This window comes from Streptomyces sp. BPTC-684 (assembly GCF_030028635.1).
Lineage (GTDB): Bacteria > Actinomycetota > Actinomycetes > Streptomycetales > Streptomycetaceae > Streptomyces > Streptomyces noboritoensis.
Map to the genome: position 1 here is coordinate 6,826,274 of NZ_CP124863.1, position 16,941 is coordinate 6,843,214.

General features: G+C 70.8%; 17 protein-coding genes. 6 read left to right on the top strand and 11 right to left on the bottom strand.

The annotated features are described in order from the left end of the window. Positions 1–135 precede the first annotated feature (135 nt). On the bottom strand, positions 136–621 hold the full coding sequence (locus QIY60_RS30615) for a tRNA-dependent cyclodipeptide synthase (protein WP_283145418.1): 486 nt from the start codon (positions 619–621) through the stop codon (positions 136–138). An 865-nt stretch (positions 622–1,486) separates the two neighbouring features. Between QIY60_RS30615 and QIY60_RS30620 the strand changes: the two genes are divergently transcribed. After that, positions 1,487–2,524, top strand: coding sequence for a helix-turn-helix transcriptional regulator (locus QIY60_RS30620; protein ID WP_283145419.1), 1,038 nt, complete (start codon positions 1,487–1,489; stop codon positions 2,522–2,524). A gap of 553 nt (positions 2,525–3,077) precedes the next feature. Then, positions 3,078–3,482 carry a transglycosylase SLT domain-containing protein gene (locus QIY60_RS30625; RefSeq protein ID WP_190094808.1) on the top strand — a complete coding sequence of 135 codons (405 nt, stop codon included), beginning with the start codon at positions 3,078–3,080 and terminating at the stop codon, positions 3,480–3,482. A 242-nt stretch (positions 3,483–3,724) separates the two neighbouring features. On the opposite strand, the gene QIY60_RS30630 is transcribed toward QIY60_RS30625, so the two are convergent. Continuing rightward, positions 3,725–4,375 (bottom strand): TetR/AcrR family transcriptional regulator, encoded by a 651-nt coding sequence (locus QIY60_RS30630; RefSeq protein ID WP_283145420.1) that lies wholly within the window; start codon positions 4,373–4,375, stop codon positions 3,725–3,727. Between the two features lie 124 nt (positions 4,376–4,499). On the opposite strand from QIY60_RS30630, the gene QIY60_RS30635 reads away from it, so the two are divergent. Beyond that, positions 4,500–5,291, top strand: coding sequence for an alpha/beta fold hydrolase (locus QIY60_RS30635; protein ID WP_283145421.1), 792 nt, complete (start codon positions 4,500–4,502; stop codon positions 5,289–5,291). Between the two features lie 385 nt (positions 5,292–5,676). On the opposite strand, the gene QIY60_RS30640 is transcribed toward QIY60_RS30635, so the two are convergent. The 3 genes from QIY60_RS30640 to QIY60_RS30650 all read right to left on the bottom strand — a co-directional run bounded on the left by QIY60_RS30640 (position 5,677) and on the right by QIY60_RS30650 (position 8,153). Next, complete coding sequence (locus QIY60_RS30640) at positions 5,677–5,988, bottom strand: hypothetical protein (protein WP_283145422.1); 312 nt, start codon at positions 5,986–5,988, stop codon at positions 5,677–5,679. After that, positions 5,985–6,293 carry a hypothetical protein gene (locus tag QIY60_RS30645; protein WP_283145423.1) on the bottom strand — a complete coding sequence of 103 codons (309 nt, stop codon included), beginning with the start codon at positions 6,291–6,293 and terminating at the stop codon, positions 5,985–5,987. Before QIY60_RS30645 ends, QIY60_RS30640 begins: the two co-directional genes overlap by 4 nt. Positions 6,294–6,473: 180 nt before the next feature. Then, a complete protein-coding gene (locus QIY60_RS30650) occupies positions 6,474–8,153 on the bottom strand; it encodes an SWIM zinc finger family protein (protein WP_283145424.1) in 1,680 nt (559 codons plus the stop codon). A 411-nt stretch (positions 8,154–8,564) separates the two neighbouring features. On the opposite strand from QIY60_RS30650, the gene QIY60_RS30655 reads away from it, so the two are divergent. Both QIY60_RS30655 and QIY60_RS30660 read left to right on the top strand, forming a co-directional pair. After that, entirely contained in the window at positions 8,565–8,939 is a 375-nt protein-coding gene (locus QIY60_RS30655; protein WP_283145425.1) for a PadR family transcriptional regulator, read from the top strand. Further along, positions 8,936–9,523: a hypothetical protein gene (locus tag QIY60_RS30660; protein ID WP_283145426.1), complete on the top strand. Its 588-nt coding sequence runs from the start codon at positions 8,936–8,938 to the stop codon at positions 9,521–9,523. Before QIY60_RS30655 ends, QIY60_RS30660 begins: the two co-directional genes overlap by 4 nt. Before the next feature lie 38 nt (positions 9,524–9,561). Here the strand turns inward: QIY60_RS30660 and QIY60_RS30665 are convergent, their stop codons facing one another. From QIY60_RS30665 to QIY60_RS30680, 4 genes are read right to left on the bottom strand one after another with little or no spacing between them, the layout of a single operon-like run. Beyond that, on the bottom strand, positions 9,562–10,035 hold the full coding sequence (locus QIY60_RS30665; RefSeq protein WP_283145427.1) for a hypothetical protein: 474 nt from the start codon (positions 10,033–10,035) through the stop codon (positions 9,562–9,564). A gap of 4 nt (positions 10,036–10,039) precedes the next feature. Then, positions 10,040–11,179: a hypothetical protein gene (locus QIY60_RS30670; protein WP_283145428.1), complete on the bottom strand. Its 1,140-nt coding sequence runs from the start codon at positions 11,177–11,179 to the stop codon at positions 10,040–10,042. Further along, on the bottom strand, positions 11,180–11,788 hold the full coding sequence (locus tag QIY60_RS30675; RefSeq protein ID WP_283145429.1) for a hypothetical protein: 609 nt from the start codon (positions 11,786–11,788) through the stop codon (positions 11,180–11,182). A 60-nt stretch (positions 11,789–11,848) separates the two neighbouring features. Beyond that, entirely contained in the window at positions 11,849–13,171 is a 1,323-nt protein-coding gene (locus QIY60_RS30680) for a hypothetical protein (RefSeq protein ID WP_283145430.1), read from the bottom strand. 129 nt (positions 13,172–13,300) lie between these two features. Here QIY60_RS30680 and QIY60_RS30685 point away from each other — a divergent pair, with 129 nt between their 5' ends. Then, positions 13,301–14,227 (top strand): pentapeptide repeat-containing protein, encoded by a 927-nt coding sequence (locus QIY60_RS30685; RefSeq protein ID WP_283145431.1) that lies wholly within the window; start codon positions 13,301–13,303, stop codon positions 14,225–14,227. Positions 14,228–14,310: 83 nt separating this feature from the next. On the opposite strand, the gene QIY60_RS30690 is transcribed toward QIY60_RS30685, so the two are convergent. Further along, complete coding sequence (locus QIY60_RS30690) at positions 14,311–15,726, bottom strand: amidase family protein (RefSeq protein WP_283145432.1); 1,416 nt, start codon at positions 15,724–15,726, stop codon at positions 14,311–14,313. Between the two features lie 97 nt (positions 15,727–15,823). After that, positions 15,824–16,567, bottom strand: coding sequence for an alpha/beta fold hydrolase (locus QIY60_RS30695; protein ID WP_283145433.1), 744 nt, complete (start codon positions 16,565–16,567; stop codon positions 15,824–15,826). Positions 16,568–16,941 lie beyond the last annotated feature (374 nt).

Consider the following 16,941-nt stretch of genomic DNA (forward strand, 5'->3'; position numbering starts at 1 on the left):
GACTTCCTTCCGCAACCGTTGTAGCCGCCCGTTACCTGCACCGGTAGCGCCCCAGGGGCAGCCTTTGGGGCAATCTCTTACGCAGGCTGTCCCGCCGCGGGCCGGGCGGATCCGTGGCGTACGGCAAGGGGGCTGCTATCGGCCTTGGAGGCGGAGGGAGACGAGGATCAAGTCGCGGAGTTCGTCGGGGGCTTGGGGATGGTGACCGGCGGCGATCTCGGCGAGGGTGCTGAACCGTCCGGGGTAGACCATGACGGGCAGGTCGCGGCGTGTGAGGCAGCAGAAGACGGCGAACTCTTCGAGGAAGTAGGCGCTGGACGTATCGATGCGCTGCTGGCGTTCGGCGGCACTGACCGTGGGGGAGTGTTTGGCGTGGTAGATGCGCCCGAAGGCCTCCACCGAGGCGCGGAAGGCGTCGTCTTTGGTGAACAGGGTGCGCAGTTCGTCGTGGAACTCCGCGTACTCCTCGGTCTCCTGGACCTGGCTGCAGTTGACGACGGTGAAGTCGGTCGCCGCACGGTAGGCGTCCAGGACCGGCTGCTGGGCGTGGACGAACTGCCGGCCTAAGCCGAGGGCGTGCTCAAGAGCTTGGTCGGGGTCCATGCCGCGGGTCGAGGCCAAGTGAGGCGGTGGATGCTGTCGCCGATCAGCACGGTGCAGCGGGTGAAGCGGCGGGAGACCCACGTGAGCATGCTGTCGAACTTGGCAGGGGTGAAGTTGCTGTTGTCCAGACTGACGCCGAGGAAGCACGCCTCGTGGTCTTCGAAGGTGTTCCGGTGGGCTGCGGGGGAGACCGAGTGGATCCCGGTCTTGTAGTGAGTCCGGCGTCTGCCTTCCGGACGTGTGGAGGAGTGGGAAGGGGCGGGGGCAGGGGAAACAGTCTGGTTGTTCACGGTGGTCTTCCGCCTGAAGGAGTCATTTGGTACGGGTAGTTGATCTGTTTGATGACGTCTGATGAAGAAACGTTCCTTCAGCTTTCAGGTCACGCACGAAGAGTCTGGTGATCTGGTGTGACACCCCTTACCGCGCAGCACTGGTCCCGGCCCCTCGGGACCTCGGAGAGCGCTCGGCCTGACAGCCACACTGCGCTTGGCGCGCTGGCGCTCGCCCCGCCGGTGTTGGCGGCGGGGCCGCCGCTCGCCGGGCACCAGCTCCTCCAAGACGCCGACCGGGTCAGCAACCGGCCCCGGCACCCGGGCACCGACGCGGACAACGCTGCCGCCGCGCGGGCGCTGCGGGACGGGCTCCTGCACAGGGTTGGTCATCGAGGAGACGGCCAAGGACGGCGGCGCGCTGCTGGCGACCGCGTCGAACTGGCTGGACGAATGCCTCAGTACACGTCCGGCGGCCTCGGTTGCCGGATGGACGGAGACGATCGCCGCCGCACTCGTCGGCACCGGCCTCATCGCGCGCCGACACGACACCCAGGAGACGGCCGGCAATACGCTGGTGTGCCCGGCGGGTGGGGGCCCACACTGGGGGCGTGATGTCAGCCGGGGATCGGTTGTATCGCGACCTGCGCGAGGTGTTGGTGCCGGGCGCGGGGGTCGAGGAGACGGGGGCGGCGCTGTCCCGGGTGATCGCGCCGGTGGTGGCGCATGACGCCTTGCGGTTGATGGTGATGAACCCGTCGCTGGGGGTGGGTGCCAGCGCGCTGGGGTTCTGGCACGGGTATGGGCCGGATCTCGGCCGTGAGCTGATGAGGGTCGGCAGCCGGGGCGCGGCCTTCTCCCAGCTGGCGCGCCTGGCGCGGCAGACCGTGCCGGTGGTGGCGGATCGCGGCCTGCGCGCGGGTTGGTACGACCGGCTGCTCGCCCGGTACGGGTTCGGTGAAGAGCTGTGCCTGGTCCTGCGGGAAGGCCGCGGAGTGTGGGGGTTGCTCGGCCTGAAGCGGGCCGCGGGAGGCCGGCCGTTCGGCGCTGAGGACACGCACCGCATCACCGGCATCGGGCCGCCGCTGATCGCCGCGCTGCGCGGCTACGTGACCCGGAGGCCTGTGGCGTCCACGGGAGAGCGGCACGAGCTGCCGCCCGGCATGCTCGTCGTCAGCGCCGAGGGACAAGTCGCCGCGAGGACACCCCAGGCCCTCAAGTGGCAGACCGTGATGGCGCAGCAGCAGGCGGCACCGGACTGGCTCATCGAATACTGCTTCGCCGCACTGTCATTCGAGGCGCGCGAACACGCCCGCAACCCGCGTCGGCGCTATCCCAGGGTGTGTACGCCCCTGGTCGGGCACGGCCAGTGGACCGCGTTCGAGGCCCAGCCGCTCGGCGACAACGGCGACATCGCCATCATGATCCAGCGTGCCACCGGCACACTGCTGCTCCCCACGTTCTGCGACTGGCACAGGATCACCGCCCGGGAACGGCAGATCATGACGTACCTGCAGGACGGTGCCGCACCTAAACAGATCGCCCGGCTCCTCGGCCTGTCCGTGCACACGGTCAATGACCACCTCGGCGCGGTCTTCCGCAAGACCGGCACCTGCGGGCGCGACGAACTGATGGCCGCCATCACCGCGTGATACCCCGGGCCCATCACGAATGTGATGCGTCTGCTCGGCTGATCGATCGTGTGGGGGCTTGGGGATCTCACGCAGGTGTTCCCGCCGGAGCTCGTGGATGCAGCGCTGGCGCCGTGCCGGTGAAGCGTGGCGTTCAGCCGTCGTTTTCCTCTGATTCCGAGGTGATGGCTACGTCCCGCCGGCATCTCGGAAGGGTATGTGTGGTGACTCTTGGTGATAATCAGGCGTCTCGAAGGTGAGCCGTCCCATAGGACCTACGTCACGTACGAGCGGGGTTCGTAGCTCCGCGGGTTGCCGTGCCTCCTGCCTTATGTGGGTTCCCACCTGCGTGAATCACCCTCCGGTGGTGGCGGGGTGTGGGGTGTCGTGCTGCGAGGCTGTCTAGTAGGTGGGGTCGTTGCCAGGTGGGTGGGGTGCCGGTAGAACTGGATGAGTCGCCGGGCGGCCCGGGTGTTTCTCCCCGCCGCAGGTGAATCCCTCTCCTTCGCGTGAGTGGCTCACGCATGCCTGTGGCGTGCCGCGACCGTCTTTGTCCCCGTTGGAAGGCTTCTCTGTGTCCCAGTCCGTCATCCGCCGTATCGCCGCTTCGAAGAAGACCCTCGCGGGTGCCGTCGTCGCCCTGGGTGCCGCCGGTTCGATGCTCGCCACGGTTCCCGCGCAGGCGGCCCCGGTGAGTGCCAAGGCGATCGCCCAGCAGATGATCAAGGACCCGGCGCAGTTCGCGGCCTTCAACAACATCGTTTCCCGTGAGAGCGGCTGGGACCACACCGCCACGAACTCCTCCTCGGGCGCGTACGGCCTGGTCCAGGCGCTGCCGGCGTCGAAGATGGCCTCGGCGGGTGCGGACTGGAAGACCAACCCGGCCACCCAGATCAAGTGGGGCCTGGACTACATGAACGACCGCTACGGCAGCCCCGTCGGCGCCTGGAACTTCTGGCAGACCCACCACTGGTACTGAGCCACCAGCAGCAGACACACGGCAGCAGACACACCAAGACGCCCGACCGGGGACCACCCGGCCGGGCGTCTTCGCGTATACGGCGGCGCACACGGGACGGCACCGGGCGCCTGTAACCCCTCACGCACCACGGCAGCAGCGCCCCTGTCGGCACCGAAACGTGTTACCAGCCACTGCGGCCAGTTGTGGCGTCACTCTACGTTTACGGTCGGGCGCGGCCAGTGGATGTGAGCCGATGGTCATCAGCAGGGTGCCGACGGCGACACCGACGCGGACCTGTTTGGCGTCTGCGGCCACGCCGCCATCGCCGCGTCGACCACGCGATCCAGTGCCTCCCGCCCCGCTCCGTCGCATGCTTGCTGGTTCATCCCCTGGATGACCGCCGCGTAGAAGGTCGCCAGCCCGTCGGCGTCCACGTGCGCGGGCAGCAGTCCCGCGTCGATGTCGGCGCGGATGCGGGTGGCGATCGAGGTCTTGGCTTCCTCGCGCATTTCGCGCAGCTTGGCCTTCACGTCCTGCGAGCCGGGGCCGCAGTTGGTCGCCGCCGTGATGATGAGGCAGCCCGGCGGGTGACTTGGGTCGGTGTAGTCGGCGGCGAGGTGCCGCAGCATCGCGGCGATGTCCGCGCGCGCTTCCGGGCCCTGTGGCAGCGGGGCTCCATACGTATGTACGTAGAGCCGCACAGCCTCGTCGAACAGCTGCCGCTTGTCGCCGAAAGCGGCGTACAGGCTCGGCGGGTTGATCCCCATCGCCGTGGTGAGCGAGGCGATGGACGTCGTCTCGTAACCGTGGGTCCAGAACTCCCGCAAGGCGGCGGCCAGGGCCTGGTCGCGGTCGAATGCGCGTCGGCTCCGCCTGGGGGCGGCCTTGGCCGGGGTGTGTCCGCTGCTCATGACCGCAGCCTACCGCCAGCCCATAGCGATCGCTAAAGAAGTTCTGTTAGGGTCGGCCCACCGCTCATCTTTAGCGACCACTAAAGCTGAGTGGTGGCCAGTCGACCCACGAGAGGGAACTCCGATGACCACGACCACACCCGCCGCCTTCGCCCGCACCGTCCGTGGTGCCGGCCCCGGCCTCCTCCTCGCCCATGGGGCGGGTGGCGGCATCGAAGCCAACTACGGACCGATCATGGAGGGGCTCGCCGCACGGCACACCGTCGTCGGGGTCGACTACCCCGGATCGGGTGCCACCCCGAAGGCCCAGGGGCCGCTGGAAATCGACGAGCTTGTGGAACAGCTGGTAGCGGCGGCCGACGCCGAAGGGCTCGACACCTTCGCGGTCAGCGGGTACTCGCTCGGTGGCCCCGTCGCGATCCGCCTCGCCGCGCGTCACCCCGAGCGGGTCAGCTCACTCGTGCTGAGTGCGACGTTCGCGTACGCCGACACGCGCACCTCCCTCGCCGCCTCCGTCTGGCAGCAGCTGTTCGAATCCGGTCAGCACACCGTGCTCGCCCAATACCTCAACCTGATGGCGCTGAGCGAACCGGTCCTGAACTCCCTCACCCCGGCCCAGGTCCACACCGCCGCCGAGCAGCTCGCGCCCGCCCTCCCCGTCGGCACCGGAGACCAGGTCGACCTCGTCCGACGAGCCGACGTCCGCGGCGACCTCGCCGGCATCGCGGTACCGACGCTCGTCGTCGTCACCACCGCCGACCCGCTCATCTCGCCGAGCCTCCAGCGGGAGCTCGCCGCCGCCATCCCCACTGCTGAGGTCGCCGAACTCCAGACCGGACACCTGCCGTTTGCGGAGCGCCCTCAGGAGTGGGTGAAGCTCATCAGCGACTTCCTCGCACGGAACCGAAAGCACTGACCGGGCCGGTCGGCCGGTGGGTCGGGAATCCCCTCCCACTGACGGGACGCACCGTAACCTCGGCGGCCGGATCCCCCGTCAACTGGCCGCCGACGCTGCCGTGTCCGGACTGCGGGGCGGTGTCCCGCCGGGCGTACAGCCGCTACCAGCGGCACTTGGTCGATGCTGCGGTCGGCGGCGGACCGGTGGCGATCGAGCTGACGGTACGGCGTCCGTTCTGCGACGCACCGAAATGTTCCCGACGTGTGTTCGCCGAGCAGGCCGACGGGCTGACCGTCCGGTGGCTGCCGCCCGAGCGTGAATCGTCCACGACGGCTGAGGTGTTGCCGGACAAGGAGGGGGGCCCGCTCATCCGACGCAACCGCGGCGGCGGGGCCCTGGCGGCTCACTGCCAGAAGATCTCTTCCACGATGATCTGTGGGTCCTCGACGCGTCGCACGAAGGTGTAGCGCAGCCATCCCCGGCCGTGGTCGAAGCCGAGAATGTGGGGGCCTTTGGGGCGGCTGGAGCGGGCGGGTTCGAGGTAGGAACCGGGCGGGAGTTCGTCCTGCGGGAGGTAGGGGTTCCTGGCGGTGACCAGTTCGGCCATGCCGTTGGTGATCTTCTTTCGTACGTGTTCGGGGAGCGCGTCGCGGTAGGTGCGGGCTGCTTCCACCCAGTCCGCTTGCCAGGGCGGCCCCATGAACGGGTCGGTCACCGGCCGGGCTCCGCCTGCCGGGCGGCGCGGCGCAGGTGGCCGGCTTCTTCGAGAAGGGCCTTGGCCCGGGGGAGGTCGGTGGTCTCGGCGGCCTCGTCCTCCAGGCGGTTTACCCGCTCTTCGAGCAGTGGGTCGCGCGCGATGGCGTACTCGCCCCACCAGCGGGCCAGGAACGCGGGGACCGGCGCGATGTCATAGGCGTCGGCGATGTCCCGCTTCCACTGGGCATCGAAGTCGGCAAGGAGCGCGGGCGTGTGTGTGGCGATGGCCGCGCGCAGGGCCTTCGGGCTCCGCTCGGCGGGCATGGGGGGAACGCCTGGTCCGTTCCTGGCGGCGGTCGTCATTGTGGGTCTCCTCGGGCCGGTTCCGTCCCTCAACGTACCGGGTGGGCAGCGGGCGGCGTGATGTTTCGCACACAATGACCGCACCCCCGCGCCGCGGTGGACCGTGCCTGGGGCGGACGACGGAGAAGAGGCGCCTCGTCGTCACAGCCCGTGCTGGTCGAGGATCTTCATCAGGTTGCGCTTGCGTTTTTGGTCCGTCCGCAGGGCGGCGAGATACTCGGTGAACTCCTGCTGGGTGCCCAGTTCCCGGTGGCAGGCGCGGGCGCCGAGCAGCAGCCGGGCCATCTGCTGGTAGGCGCGGTCGCCGGTGGTCTTCTTCAGCGGTTCGATCAGGCGCAGGTAGACGGTGAGGGCGTCGGCGGGGTGGGTGTCGGCCGATCGGTCGGCGAGGGTGAGCCACTGCTTCTCGTCGGCGCCGTCGTGCGCGGCCCGCCAGGCGGCGTCCAGGTCGCCGTCGTCGAGCAGGGCGTCGATCAGCACCGGGCCGCCGTACCGGCCGTGCCGCTGCCGTCGGGCGTCCTCACGCAGCGCTTCCAGGGCCGTCTCGCGTTCGCGGTCCCAGCGGTCCGCGGCCTTGGCCGCGGTCCGCAGCTGCTGGTAGGCATCGAGCGAGCGGTGCGCGCGGAAGCGATCGCGGCGTACGGCGACCACCTTGTCCGTCCGCCCTGCCCGCGTATAGCGGGCACACACGTAATCGGCCAGGCGCCCGTCGAAGTTCGGGGCTTTGCAGGCAGCCTTCACCCCCCGCTCGGCCCACTGCAGCGCTTCCTCGTCACGGCCCGCCGCATCGAGTTCCTCCGCGATCCGCAGGTGCGTCGCGCCGGTCGGGCTGAGGTCCGCCGCGTACACGGCGACCAGGGCGTCCACATCGCCCTCCGCCTTGACCAGCCGCTCCATCAGGTACTGCTCCGCCCAACCGGACGGCTTGCGCTGCCATGCCTCGGTCGCAAGGTGCCGCACCCGGGCGAGCCCCGCCTCCCCCAGCACCTCGCGGTAGTCGTACACATCGATGTCCACGGCGTCGCCCAGGTCCCCGAGGAGATGGCCGACCAGCCATCGGGCCACGTCGTCCGGATCGGGCCGCGCCGCGCGGCACGCTTCCAGGTGGGCCTCGGCGAGCCTCGACGCGACCTCTGCGACGGCGCCGTCGGAGTCGTCGATCTCCTCATATGTCCGGCAGAGCGCCTCGATCGCCTCTCGGGTCAGCGCCGCGGCGTCCGCCGGTCGGCCGTCCGCGGCCAGCGTGCGCAGCGCGGCCACCACCTCCTGGGCCTGCCGGGCGTAGGCGTGCGCGTCGGCGTACTCGACGTAGCCGTACCGCGCGAAGGGGCGGGGATCGAGCAGGGCGAGGACGCGGTCGCGGATGGTGCCGAGGTCGGACCGGGCCGCCGTGGCCCGCAGCTCCAGGCGGCGGCGCAACTCCCGGTCGTCGGCGAGCTGTTCCCGCAGCAGCGTCAGCAACTCCTCGCGGGACAGCGCCCGCAGCCACGCTTCCAGCGCGTCGGCCCTGGCTGCGGCGGCGGCCCGCTGCCGCGGGATCGCCTCCGCCTGCCGCAGCACCGTCAGTCCCACCGCCACACAGTGCTTGCAGAAGTGGCCCTCCTGCCCGTACGGGCAGGCGCAGTCCCCGAGGACTCCTCTGTCGCCGTCCAGGGCGAGTTCCACCTCGTAGACGTCGGTGCCCTGCACCCTGGCAGTGATCCAGCCGTCCCCGACCTCCAGGCCGGCCACCGCGTCCAGATAGCCCAGCCCTCGCTGGAAGGAACGGGACCCCGCCCGTGCCCGCAGGTCGTCTTCGTCGAACCCCACGTCGTGTGCCACGTCTCCATTCAACCGAACTTCAACCGGAGGAACCCGCGGTTCGGACCCGGTTCACCGGCTCCGAGCCGTGGAACCCGAGGATGCGCAGGGCAGCGGTCCGTGCGGGCCGCGTGGCCGACGGCTCCGCCAGGACCTGCGCGACGGTCTCCCGCGTGACCTCCAGCCGCGACAGGTCCTCCCGCGCCTTCTCCCAGCCGGAGGGCCAACTCAGCAGCCTCGGCCTGGAGTTCCTCTACTCGCTGCCGAGCCGCGGCCGGCCTCCCGCGCCTGAAGCTCTTCCGGCAACGACACCATGGCATCCCACCTCCACCCCGCCACGGTAGAAGCAACGTCTCCCCGGCTCAGCCCGTGCCCGCAAGGAACTACACCCCCCTCTCCCATCCCCTTGCCCCACCAGGTATCTTGCATCGCATGGAACCAGGTGATTCGACCAAGCAGGCCCGGGCAGCCGCCCAGCTGCGCAAGGGTGTCCTGGAGTACTGCGTACTCGCCCTGATGCGGGACCGCCCCCGCTACGGCGTGGAACTCCTCCACGCCCTGGAGGCCTCCGGTGCCCTGGCCACCAGCCAGGGCACGGTCTACCCGCTGCTCTCCCGGCTCCGCCGCGACGACCTGGTCACCACCACCTGGCAGGAGTCCGCCTCGGGGCCACCCCGTCGCTACTACGCCCTCACCGACAGCGGCCGGTCCGCACTCGACGAGTTCACCCGGGTCTGGCCCGGCTTCCGCAACGCCGTCGACGCCTTCCTGACCACCCCGCCCCCCTCCACCGGAGACCTCGCATGAAGACCTCGATCGACCCCGTACGCGACTACCTCTCCACCGTCGAGCGCGAGGCCTCCGCACTCCCCGCCGACCGTCGCCAGGAACTCCTCGCCGACCTCGCCGAACACATCGAGGTGACCCGCGCCGAACGCCCCGACGCCGCGATCGCCATGGTCCTGGCGCAGCTCGGGGACCCTCGCACGATCGCGCAGACGGCACTGGCCGAGGCGGACAACGGGGCCTCGCACCGGGGCGCTGCCGGCGCACCCGCCCGGCGCGGCAAGGTGCACCCCCTGGTCCCGCTCCTGATGCTCACCCTCTCGCTGCCCTTCATGATGGTCTTCCCCGACCTCCCCGGCCCGCTGATCGGCGTCCTGTTCCGCATCACCGGCGCGGTGCTTCTGTGCACCTCGGTGCACTGGATCGCCGTCCAGAAGACCACCGGCGTCCTGCTCGCGGCCGTCCTGCCGACCGTCGTCATCGGCGCCTGGAACCTGTCCAGCGGCGGCCCGGCGGGCGACACCCCGGCCCTCTGGGCCAACCTGGCGATGCTCGCCCTGCTGGCCGGCACGGCAGCATGGCTCTGGCGGGTCCGCCGCGCCTGAGCGCGGCCGCCGACGCCCCGGTCCTGACGGCCCGTCGGTCAGGGCTTGCGGAGCTGGAGCCGGAAGTCGGGGCAGACGTCGGGGTCGAAGTCCTCGTAGAGGTCCGTGCGGGTGGAGTCGATGCCGATGGTGAGTTTGTCGAGGGTGTCGCCCTTGAGGAACAGCGTGGGCTTGGTGAAGTGCAGACGCAGCAGCGCGCGGTCCCGGGACGCCGTGGCCGGTTCGATCTCCCAGGTGCCGGAGCCGTTGAACGTGTCGCCCAGGTCGGCGCGGTGGTAGTCGCCGGTGGGCCACTTCTCCGCCCGCATGACACCGCCCGAGGACAGCGTGAGGCGCACTCCCTCGGCCTCGTGCGCGCCCTCGTAACGGCCGATGAGTTCGCCGGGCGCAGCGGACTCGGCGGCGACCGGGACGCAGCGCTGGAGGGCGTCGGAACCGCATGCGGTGAGCGTGGCGGCGAGGACCACGAGGGCGGCGACGGCCCCGAGGGCGCGTCGGGAGTGGTGGGGCACGGTGCTACTTCCCTGCTGCCGGGATGCGTTCGGTCCAGGTCATCCGCTGGCCGACGGTGGAGAAGACGCCGTCCTCGCGGTTCGTCTTCTTCAGCCAGTCGTAGTAGCCGACGTAGTGGAGGAAGGATTCGTTGCTGGTCTTGTTCTTGAGCGTGTACTCGACGACGAGGGAGCCGTCGGGGTCCTGGCCCTTGACCGAGTAGTCAAGGGAGTACGAGCCGACGAACGCCTCGCCCAGGTGGTCCTTGTCGCCGGTGGCGATCGCCGGCAGGTCGGTGAGGACGAGCTTTTCGAGGGCGCCGATCTTTCCGCCCTTGGAGATGGAGTAGCTGACGGTGCCCTCGTCGTTTCCGTCCTGGCGCCAGTTGGCGAGGGTGTCCGCACGGAGCTGCTCCATGCTGACGCTGGACTTGATCAGCTCGGTCATCCGGTCGCCGTCGTGGTACTCGCGGTCGCGCGGCCCGCTGCCGGTGACCCAGTCCCAGCCGAGGGAGTACGGGTCGTCGCCCTGGGTGCGCGGGTGCGGGTCCTTGCCCTGCATCGCGAGGTCGAAGGCGTTGTAGTCGGCCTGGCTGATCGTGTTGGTCGTGTCGATGTTCTTGTGCTGCGGGGCGGTGTTGAACCAGTCGCCGAGCCCGATGTCGGACATGAGGGAGAACGCCAGGTTGCGGTCGGCGACGATGCCCCGCTTCACGATGTCGACGATCTCCCGCTGGGCGTCTTCGATGGCCTTCGCGTCCGCCGAGCCCTTCTCGATCACCTTGCACACGCCGTTGACCATGTCGGGGGAGACGGCGCCGTCGGTGTCGATGTACAGCCCCCTGTCCTGGGCGCGCCGGACCGCGTCCTTCAGGTCCTTCTGGACGGCTTTGAGTTCGCCGAGCGCGTCGTCGAGGACACCGACCGCCGCTTCCGCGACCTTGGAGGCCGCCTCGATCTGCCGCTCGACGTCGTCGATCATCCGCCAGGCGTACGGGGCGGCCGCGCCCTCCCAGTAGCCCTTGTCGCGCAGCGGTGTGAGCACTTCGTCGTGGACCCGCTTGGGCAGCCCGGTCAGGTCCGTGTGCGTGGTGCGCCACTGGTCGGCGAGCTTCTGCAGCGGGCCGAGGTCGGTGTCCAGGATCTCCCGGTAGAACGAGGGCACTTACAGCCCCTCCAGCTTCGATCGGCGCGGTACGACGCACTGGAGCGACTCGTCCACGGCGGTGTCCGTCGTGTGATAGTCCCGGGCTCCCATGCGCAGGCTCTCGGAGATGCGGGCCAGCCACCCGGCCACGGTGCCGGCCTGCTTCTCCCACTGCCTGCCCGCCGTACGGATGGCCTTGGCCGACTCCCAGCCGTCCATCGCCGCCGACGCCTTCTGCGCGGGGTCCTCCAGCGCGGCCGCGGGCTTGGTGAAGGCCGTGTGGATCTCGTCCGCGCGGCCTGCCGCCGCGGTGAGGACACCGGGCGCGATGCGGAGCATGTCCTGGGGCGGGCCCGGGGGTGTGAGGGGCGGGTACGGCCCGAGCCGGAAGTCGGGCGTGGCCGCGAGTGGGGGCCCCTGGAGGGACGGGCCCTGGAGCGGCGGCTTGAGAAGCGGCGGGCCGGTGAGCGACGGGCCTGGATGCAGGGGGACCGGGGTGAGGGGGTCCACGTAGCTGTCGGCGGGTGGGGCCTTGGTGATGCCGGCGGCCCATTCGGAGTGGTGCCGCTTCAGCTCGTCCGGCGACAGCGGCAGCTGAGATGGTTCGGGCAGTTTGTCGTCGCTCATGCAAAATCCCCCGTGCGGTGCGCGTGCCCTCAGCAGCCTACCCGCTGGTGAGGGATGGGCTCATGACAAGCCTGGCCGGTGCCGGCGCGGCTGCGCGCGTTGGGGTGCCGCTCTGAGAGGGGCGCCCGGGGGCATCGCATCGGGTGCCCCTCCGGCGTCAAGGATGGTCACGGTGTACCCACGGCGAGGCGCAGGTCCAGGTCGCCGCGAAGGCCCGGTCGGCTCGACCCCGGTGCCTCTGCGCCGGCGCACCGCGATTCCGGTCGCTGCACCCGCGCCGAGCAGCAGGACCGCGCCGCTCCCGAGCGCGGCGGCCGAGGTTCCGGTGGAGGCCGGGTGGCCGCCGGAGGCGCCGTTGGTGCCGCTGGAGGCGGCCGAGCCAGTGGTGCCGGAGCCACCCGAGGCGCCTCCGGACGTCGAGCCGCCCGAGCCTCCGGACGCACCGCCGCTGCCCGACCCGCTGGTCGTCCCGGAGGTGGTCGTGCCGGTGGCGGTCGTGTTCAGGGCGGTCCGGGCCGTGTGGTCGTCGCTGTCGACGTCGTACTTCGCGGGGTCGCCCAGCGAGCCGATGCCCAGCAGGGTGACCGACCCGACGGAGTCCTCGACCGCCTTGTCCACCTTCACCTCGAAGGGGAACGTCTGTGCCCGGTGGACCGGCATCCGGTCGCCGGACGAGCATCGGTAGAGGGCGCCTTCCTCCACGCGCTTGCACGCCTGCGTTGCCTTCACCACCCGTACGCCCTCGGGCAGTTTCACACTGACGAAGGCGATACCGTCGGCGTTGTCACCGTCGTACAGCTCCGCTGGCCCGTCGTTGCGCAGTCCCGCCGTCAGCGTGAGGGTCTGGCCCACCTTCGCCTTCTTAGCGTTCCCGGTGACCGAGAGATCGGCGGGCGCGGTCTGCTCGTACAGATTGCGCTGGGTCGCGGAGGACTGGCCCACCACATCGCCGCGCGTACGTACCCGCAGTCCCAACTTCTTCGTGCCCGGGCCGGGGACCGCACGCCCGCCCTCGGCCCCGGTGAGCGCCGAGCGCTCGGCCGAGGAGGCGTTGGCCAGCCGCACCACATCCAGCGGCACGTCCGTCTCGTAGGCCACACCGGGCGTGAACTCGCCCTCGAAGGAACAGACGGATGTACGTGTGTACTTGAACGCGGTGCCGGGGCCCGCCTCGTCATCGGGTACCTCGGCGCAGTTCGCGTACTGCGGGGTGAACCCCAGGCCGGGTGTGGTCCGTACGAAGAGTCGGACCCTGTTCTTCAGCGTTCCCCCGCCCTTCTTGACGAAGCCCTCCCGGGAGCCGACGGCACCCGACTCGGCCTGCGAGCCGAGACGGAGACTCGCGTTCCACTGGACATCCCTCCCCGGACCATCAAGATCCATTGTTCGGGTGTCCACTCCGCGGGGAGAGCCGCAGGGGATAGGCTTGACCTGCCCGTACGGGGCCTCGCGGTCCGTCACGGGTCCGATCGAGAGCCGTACCGGGGCCGACAGCGCAGGAGACCACCCACCTTGTCCGAGACATCCGAACTGCGGGCCGACTGCGCGAACTGCTTCGGTCTGTGCTGCGTCGCGCTGGCATTCTCCCGCTCGACGGACTTCGCGATCGACAAGGCCGTCGGGGAACCCTGCCCCAACCTCCAGCAGGACTTCCGCTGCGGCATCCACGACAAGCTGCGTCCCAAGGGCTTCCAGGGGTGCACGGTGTACGACTGCTTCGGCGCGGGCCAGAAGATCTCGCAGGTCACCTTTGCCGGGCAGAACTGGCGGGAGGCCCCGGACGGCGCGCGGCAGATGTTCGCCGCGCTCCCCGTGATGCGGCAGTTCCACGAGCTGCTCTGGTACCTCTCGGAGGCGCTGGCCCGCCCGGCCGCCCGGCCCGTCCACCCCCAGGTGCGGGCCGAGCTGGAGAAGATCGAGCGCCTGACCCTCAGTGACGTGGACACCCTGCTCGGCCTGGACGTGGCGGCGCACCGGGCCGAGGTGAACACGCTGCTGCTGCGCACCAGCGAGCTGGTGCGCGCCGAGGTCCGGGGCAAGAAGAAGGACCGCCGGGGCGCCGACCTGTTCGGGGCCCGGCTCAAGGGCGCCGACCTGCGCGGGGCCGATCTGCGCGGCGCGTATCTCATCGCCGCCGACCTGAGCGGCGCGGACCTGCGGCTCGCCGATGTGATCGGCGCGGACTTCCGGGACACGAACCTCGCGGGCGCCGACCTCACCGACTGCCTCTTCCTCACCCAGACGCAGGTCAACGCGGCGCAGGGCGACGCCGTCACCCTCCTCCCGGTCGGCCTCGACCGCCCGTCGCACTGGAACAAGGACGCCACCGCCCCGGCCCCGCCCGCCCGCGGCGGCGCCCCGCGCAAGGGCTCCCCGGCGCGCAAGCCCGGTGCTTCCGGCCGCAGGCGCCCGGGCCCGGCCGGCTCCCGGAACAAGTAACCGCCGCCACCCCCGGGGCGGCACCGCTTTCCCGGACGGAAGCCGGTAGGTGACCGCGTCGCCCCGGGAAGGGGACCGTCCCCTCAGTCCACGTAAACCCCAGGCTGCCGCTCCTTCCAAGGCACCGCCTGCTCCAGCTGCGCCGCCACCCGCAGCAGCAGGTCCTCGCGGCCATGGGCGGCGATCAGCTGAACCCCGATGGGCAGGCCCTCGCGGCTCTGGCCCAGGGGGAGGCTGATCGCGGGGTGGCCGGAGACGTTGAACAGGGCCGTGAACGGGCCGTGTTCGAAGATGCGGCGGAGCCAGGAGCGGACGCTGTGGCGGGCGTCGTCGTAGTCCAGGGTGCCGTGCGGGGCGGGGAGTTGGGCCAGCGTCGGGGTGACCAGTAGGTCGTGGTCGAGGAAGAAGCGGCCGATCGGCCGGGTCACCAGGTGCTGGGCCTCCATCGCGGCCAGGACGTCCAGCGCGGTGAAGGACTCGGCCTCGGCCAGGACGCGGCGCGAGACGCCTTCGAGTGCGGACGGGTCGGGTCGGCGCGGGGCGCCCCGCAGCACCGCGCCGCCGGTCGAGACGGCGCTGAGCACGACCGCCTCCACCACCTCGTCGGCGTCGACGTCGGGGCTCGCCTCCGTCACGGTGTGGCCGATCCACTCCAGGACCTGGCCGACGGCGACGGTCGCCTCGGCGACCTGGCGGTCGACGGGCACGCCCGACCACGGCACGGTGGTGAGGGCGACCCGCAGCCGGCCCGGGTCCGTGCGGACCTCGTCGGCGTAGGGCCGGGTGACCGGCGCCAGCTGGTACTTCTCGCCGACCGTCGGCGCGGACACGGCGTCGAGCAGGTGTGCCGCGTCCCGTACGGTCCGGGTGAGGCCGAACTCGACCAGCTGCCCGAACGCGGCCTCGCCGGTGAGCGGTCCGGACGGGGTGCGGCCGCGGCTCGGCTTGAGGCCGACCAGGCCGCAGCAGGAGGCCGGGACGCGGATCGAGCCGCCCGCGTCATTGGCGTGTGCGAACGGTACGGCCCCGGCGGCCACCAGCGCGGCCGAGCCGCCGCTGGAGCCGCCGACGCCCCGCTCCAGGTCCCACGGGTTGCGGGTGACGCCGTAGCGCACCGACTCGGTGGCGAAGTTGAGGCCGAACTCGGGGGCGGTGCTCTGGCCGAGGGCGACCAGTCCGGCGGTGCGGAAGCGGGCCATCAGATCGTGGTCGACCAGGGCGTAGGCGCCCCGGATGCTGCGGCTGCCCAGGGTGAACGGCACGCCCTGGGTGAAGGGGCCGCTGTCCTTGATGACGAACGGCACCCCGCCCAGCGGCCCGTCCGGCTCGTGCGCCGGGGCCGGGTCGAACAACGGCCCGGTCAGGGCGTTGAGGTCGGCGTTCACGTGCTCGACCGCACGCCGGGCGGCGTCCTCCACCTCGGCGGCGCTCACTTCGCGCGTACGGATCAGCTCGCGCAGACCGACCGCGTCGAAGGCTGCGTATGCGTGCGGCTCCATGCGGTCGTCCACTCCTCGGTTGCGTGCCCGGGCCAGCGTGACATACGTGTACGAGCCGGTCGGCGCCGGGGTTCGAAGGACCCGGCACCGAAACCGGTCAGCGGGCGTTCGCGGTCGCGATGTGCTCGCGGATCTCGCGGGTGATGGCCGGGAGGTGGTCGTCGACGAAGAAGTGGCCGCCCGCGAACACCCGCATCCGGAAGGACGCCGAGGTGTGCCGCTCCCACAGGGCGACCTCGTCGAGTTCGACCACCGGGTCGTCGCCGCCGGACAGGGCGACGACCGGGCAGGTCAGCGGTGCGGCCGGGGTGGGGCGGTAGGTCTCGATGGCGTGGTAGTCGCCGCGCATCGTCGGCAGGACCATCCGCAGCAGCGCCTCGTCGGCGAGCACCTGCGCGTCGGTGCCGCTGAGCCGCTTCAGCTCGGCGAGCAGGTCCTCGTCGCTGCCGAGGTGGACATAACCGTCACGTGCGACAGAAGGGGCGCGGCGCCCCGAGGCGAACAGGCCCAGCAAGGCGGTGCCGCGCCGCTCCAGGCGCAGCGCGACTTCGTACGCGACGGCGGAGCCCATGCTGTGGCCGAAGAGCGTGAGCGGCCGGTCCGTCCAGGGGGCCAGTTCCTCGGCGATGCGGTCGGCGAGGACGGATATGTCCTCGATGCACGGTTCGGCGAGCCGGTCCTGGCGGCCGGGGTACTGGATCGCGAGCACATCGACCTCGGGCGAGAGTGCCCGGGAGGCCTGGAAGTAGTACGTGGCGGAGCCGCCCGCGTGCGGGAAGCAGACGAGCCGGGTGGCGGCCTGCGGGGCGGGGTGGAACCGCCGGATCCAGGGGCTGCTCATGGACGATCCTGCCACGGTCGATCCTTCTCCTCGTGCGCGCTGCGGGTGAAGTCCAGCATTCAAGTTCTTGGCGGAGCCGTCCGTCAGCCTAGGGCTTGCGGTCGGCGCCCGGGCGCCCGCCAGAGGCCTCGACGTGCGGCGCTTGACGTTATCGGGGGCGTCATGTGAGATACGGAACCGGGTGGTCAACCTGTTCTGGTCAACCGCCCGATCGAGTGTATATTTTGCGGCTGTCGCAGCTTGCCGCAGGCAGAAATTACGGTCGTTCGGCCACTGTGAAGTGCCCGGCACTCGGGGGACGGGTCACCACATCTATGCTTCGCGAGCACCAGGGAACCATTCGTCGTACCCGGCTGTCCGATCTCACCCGGCTC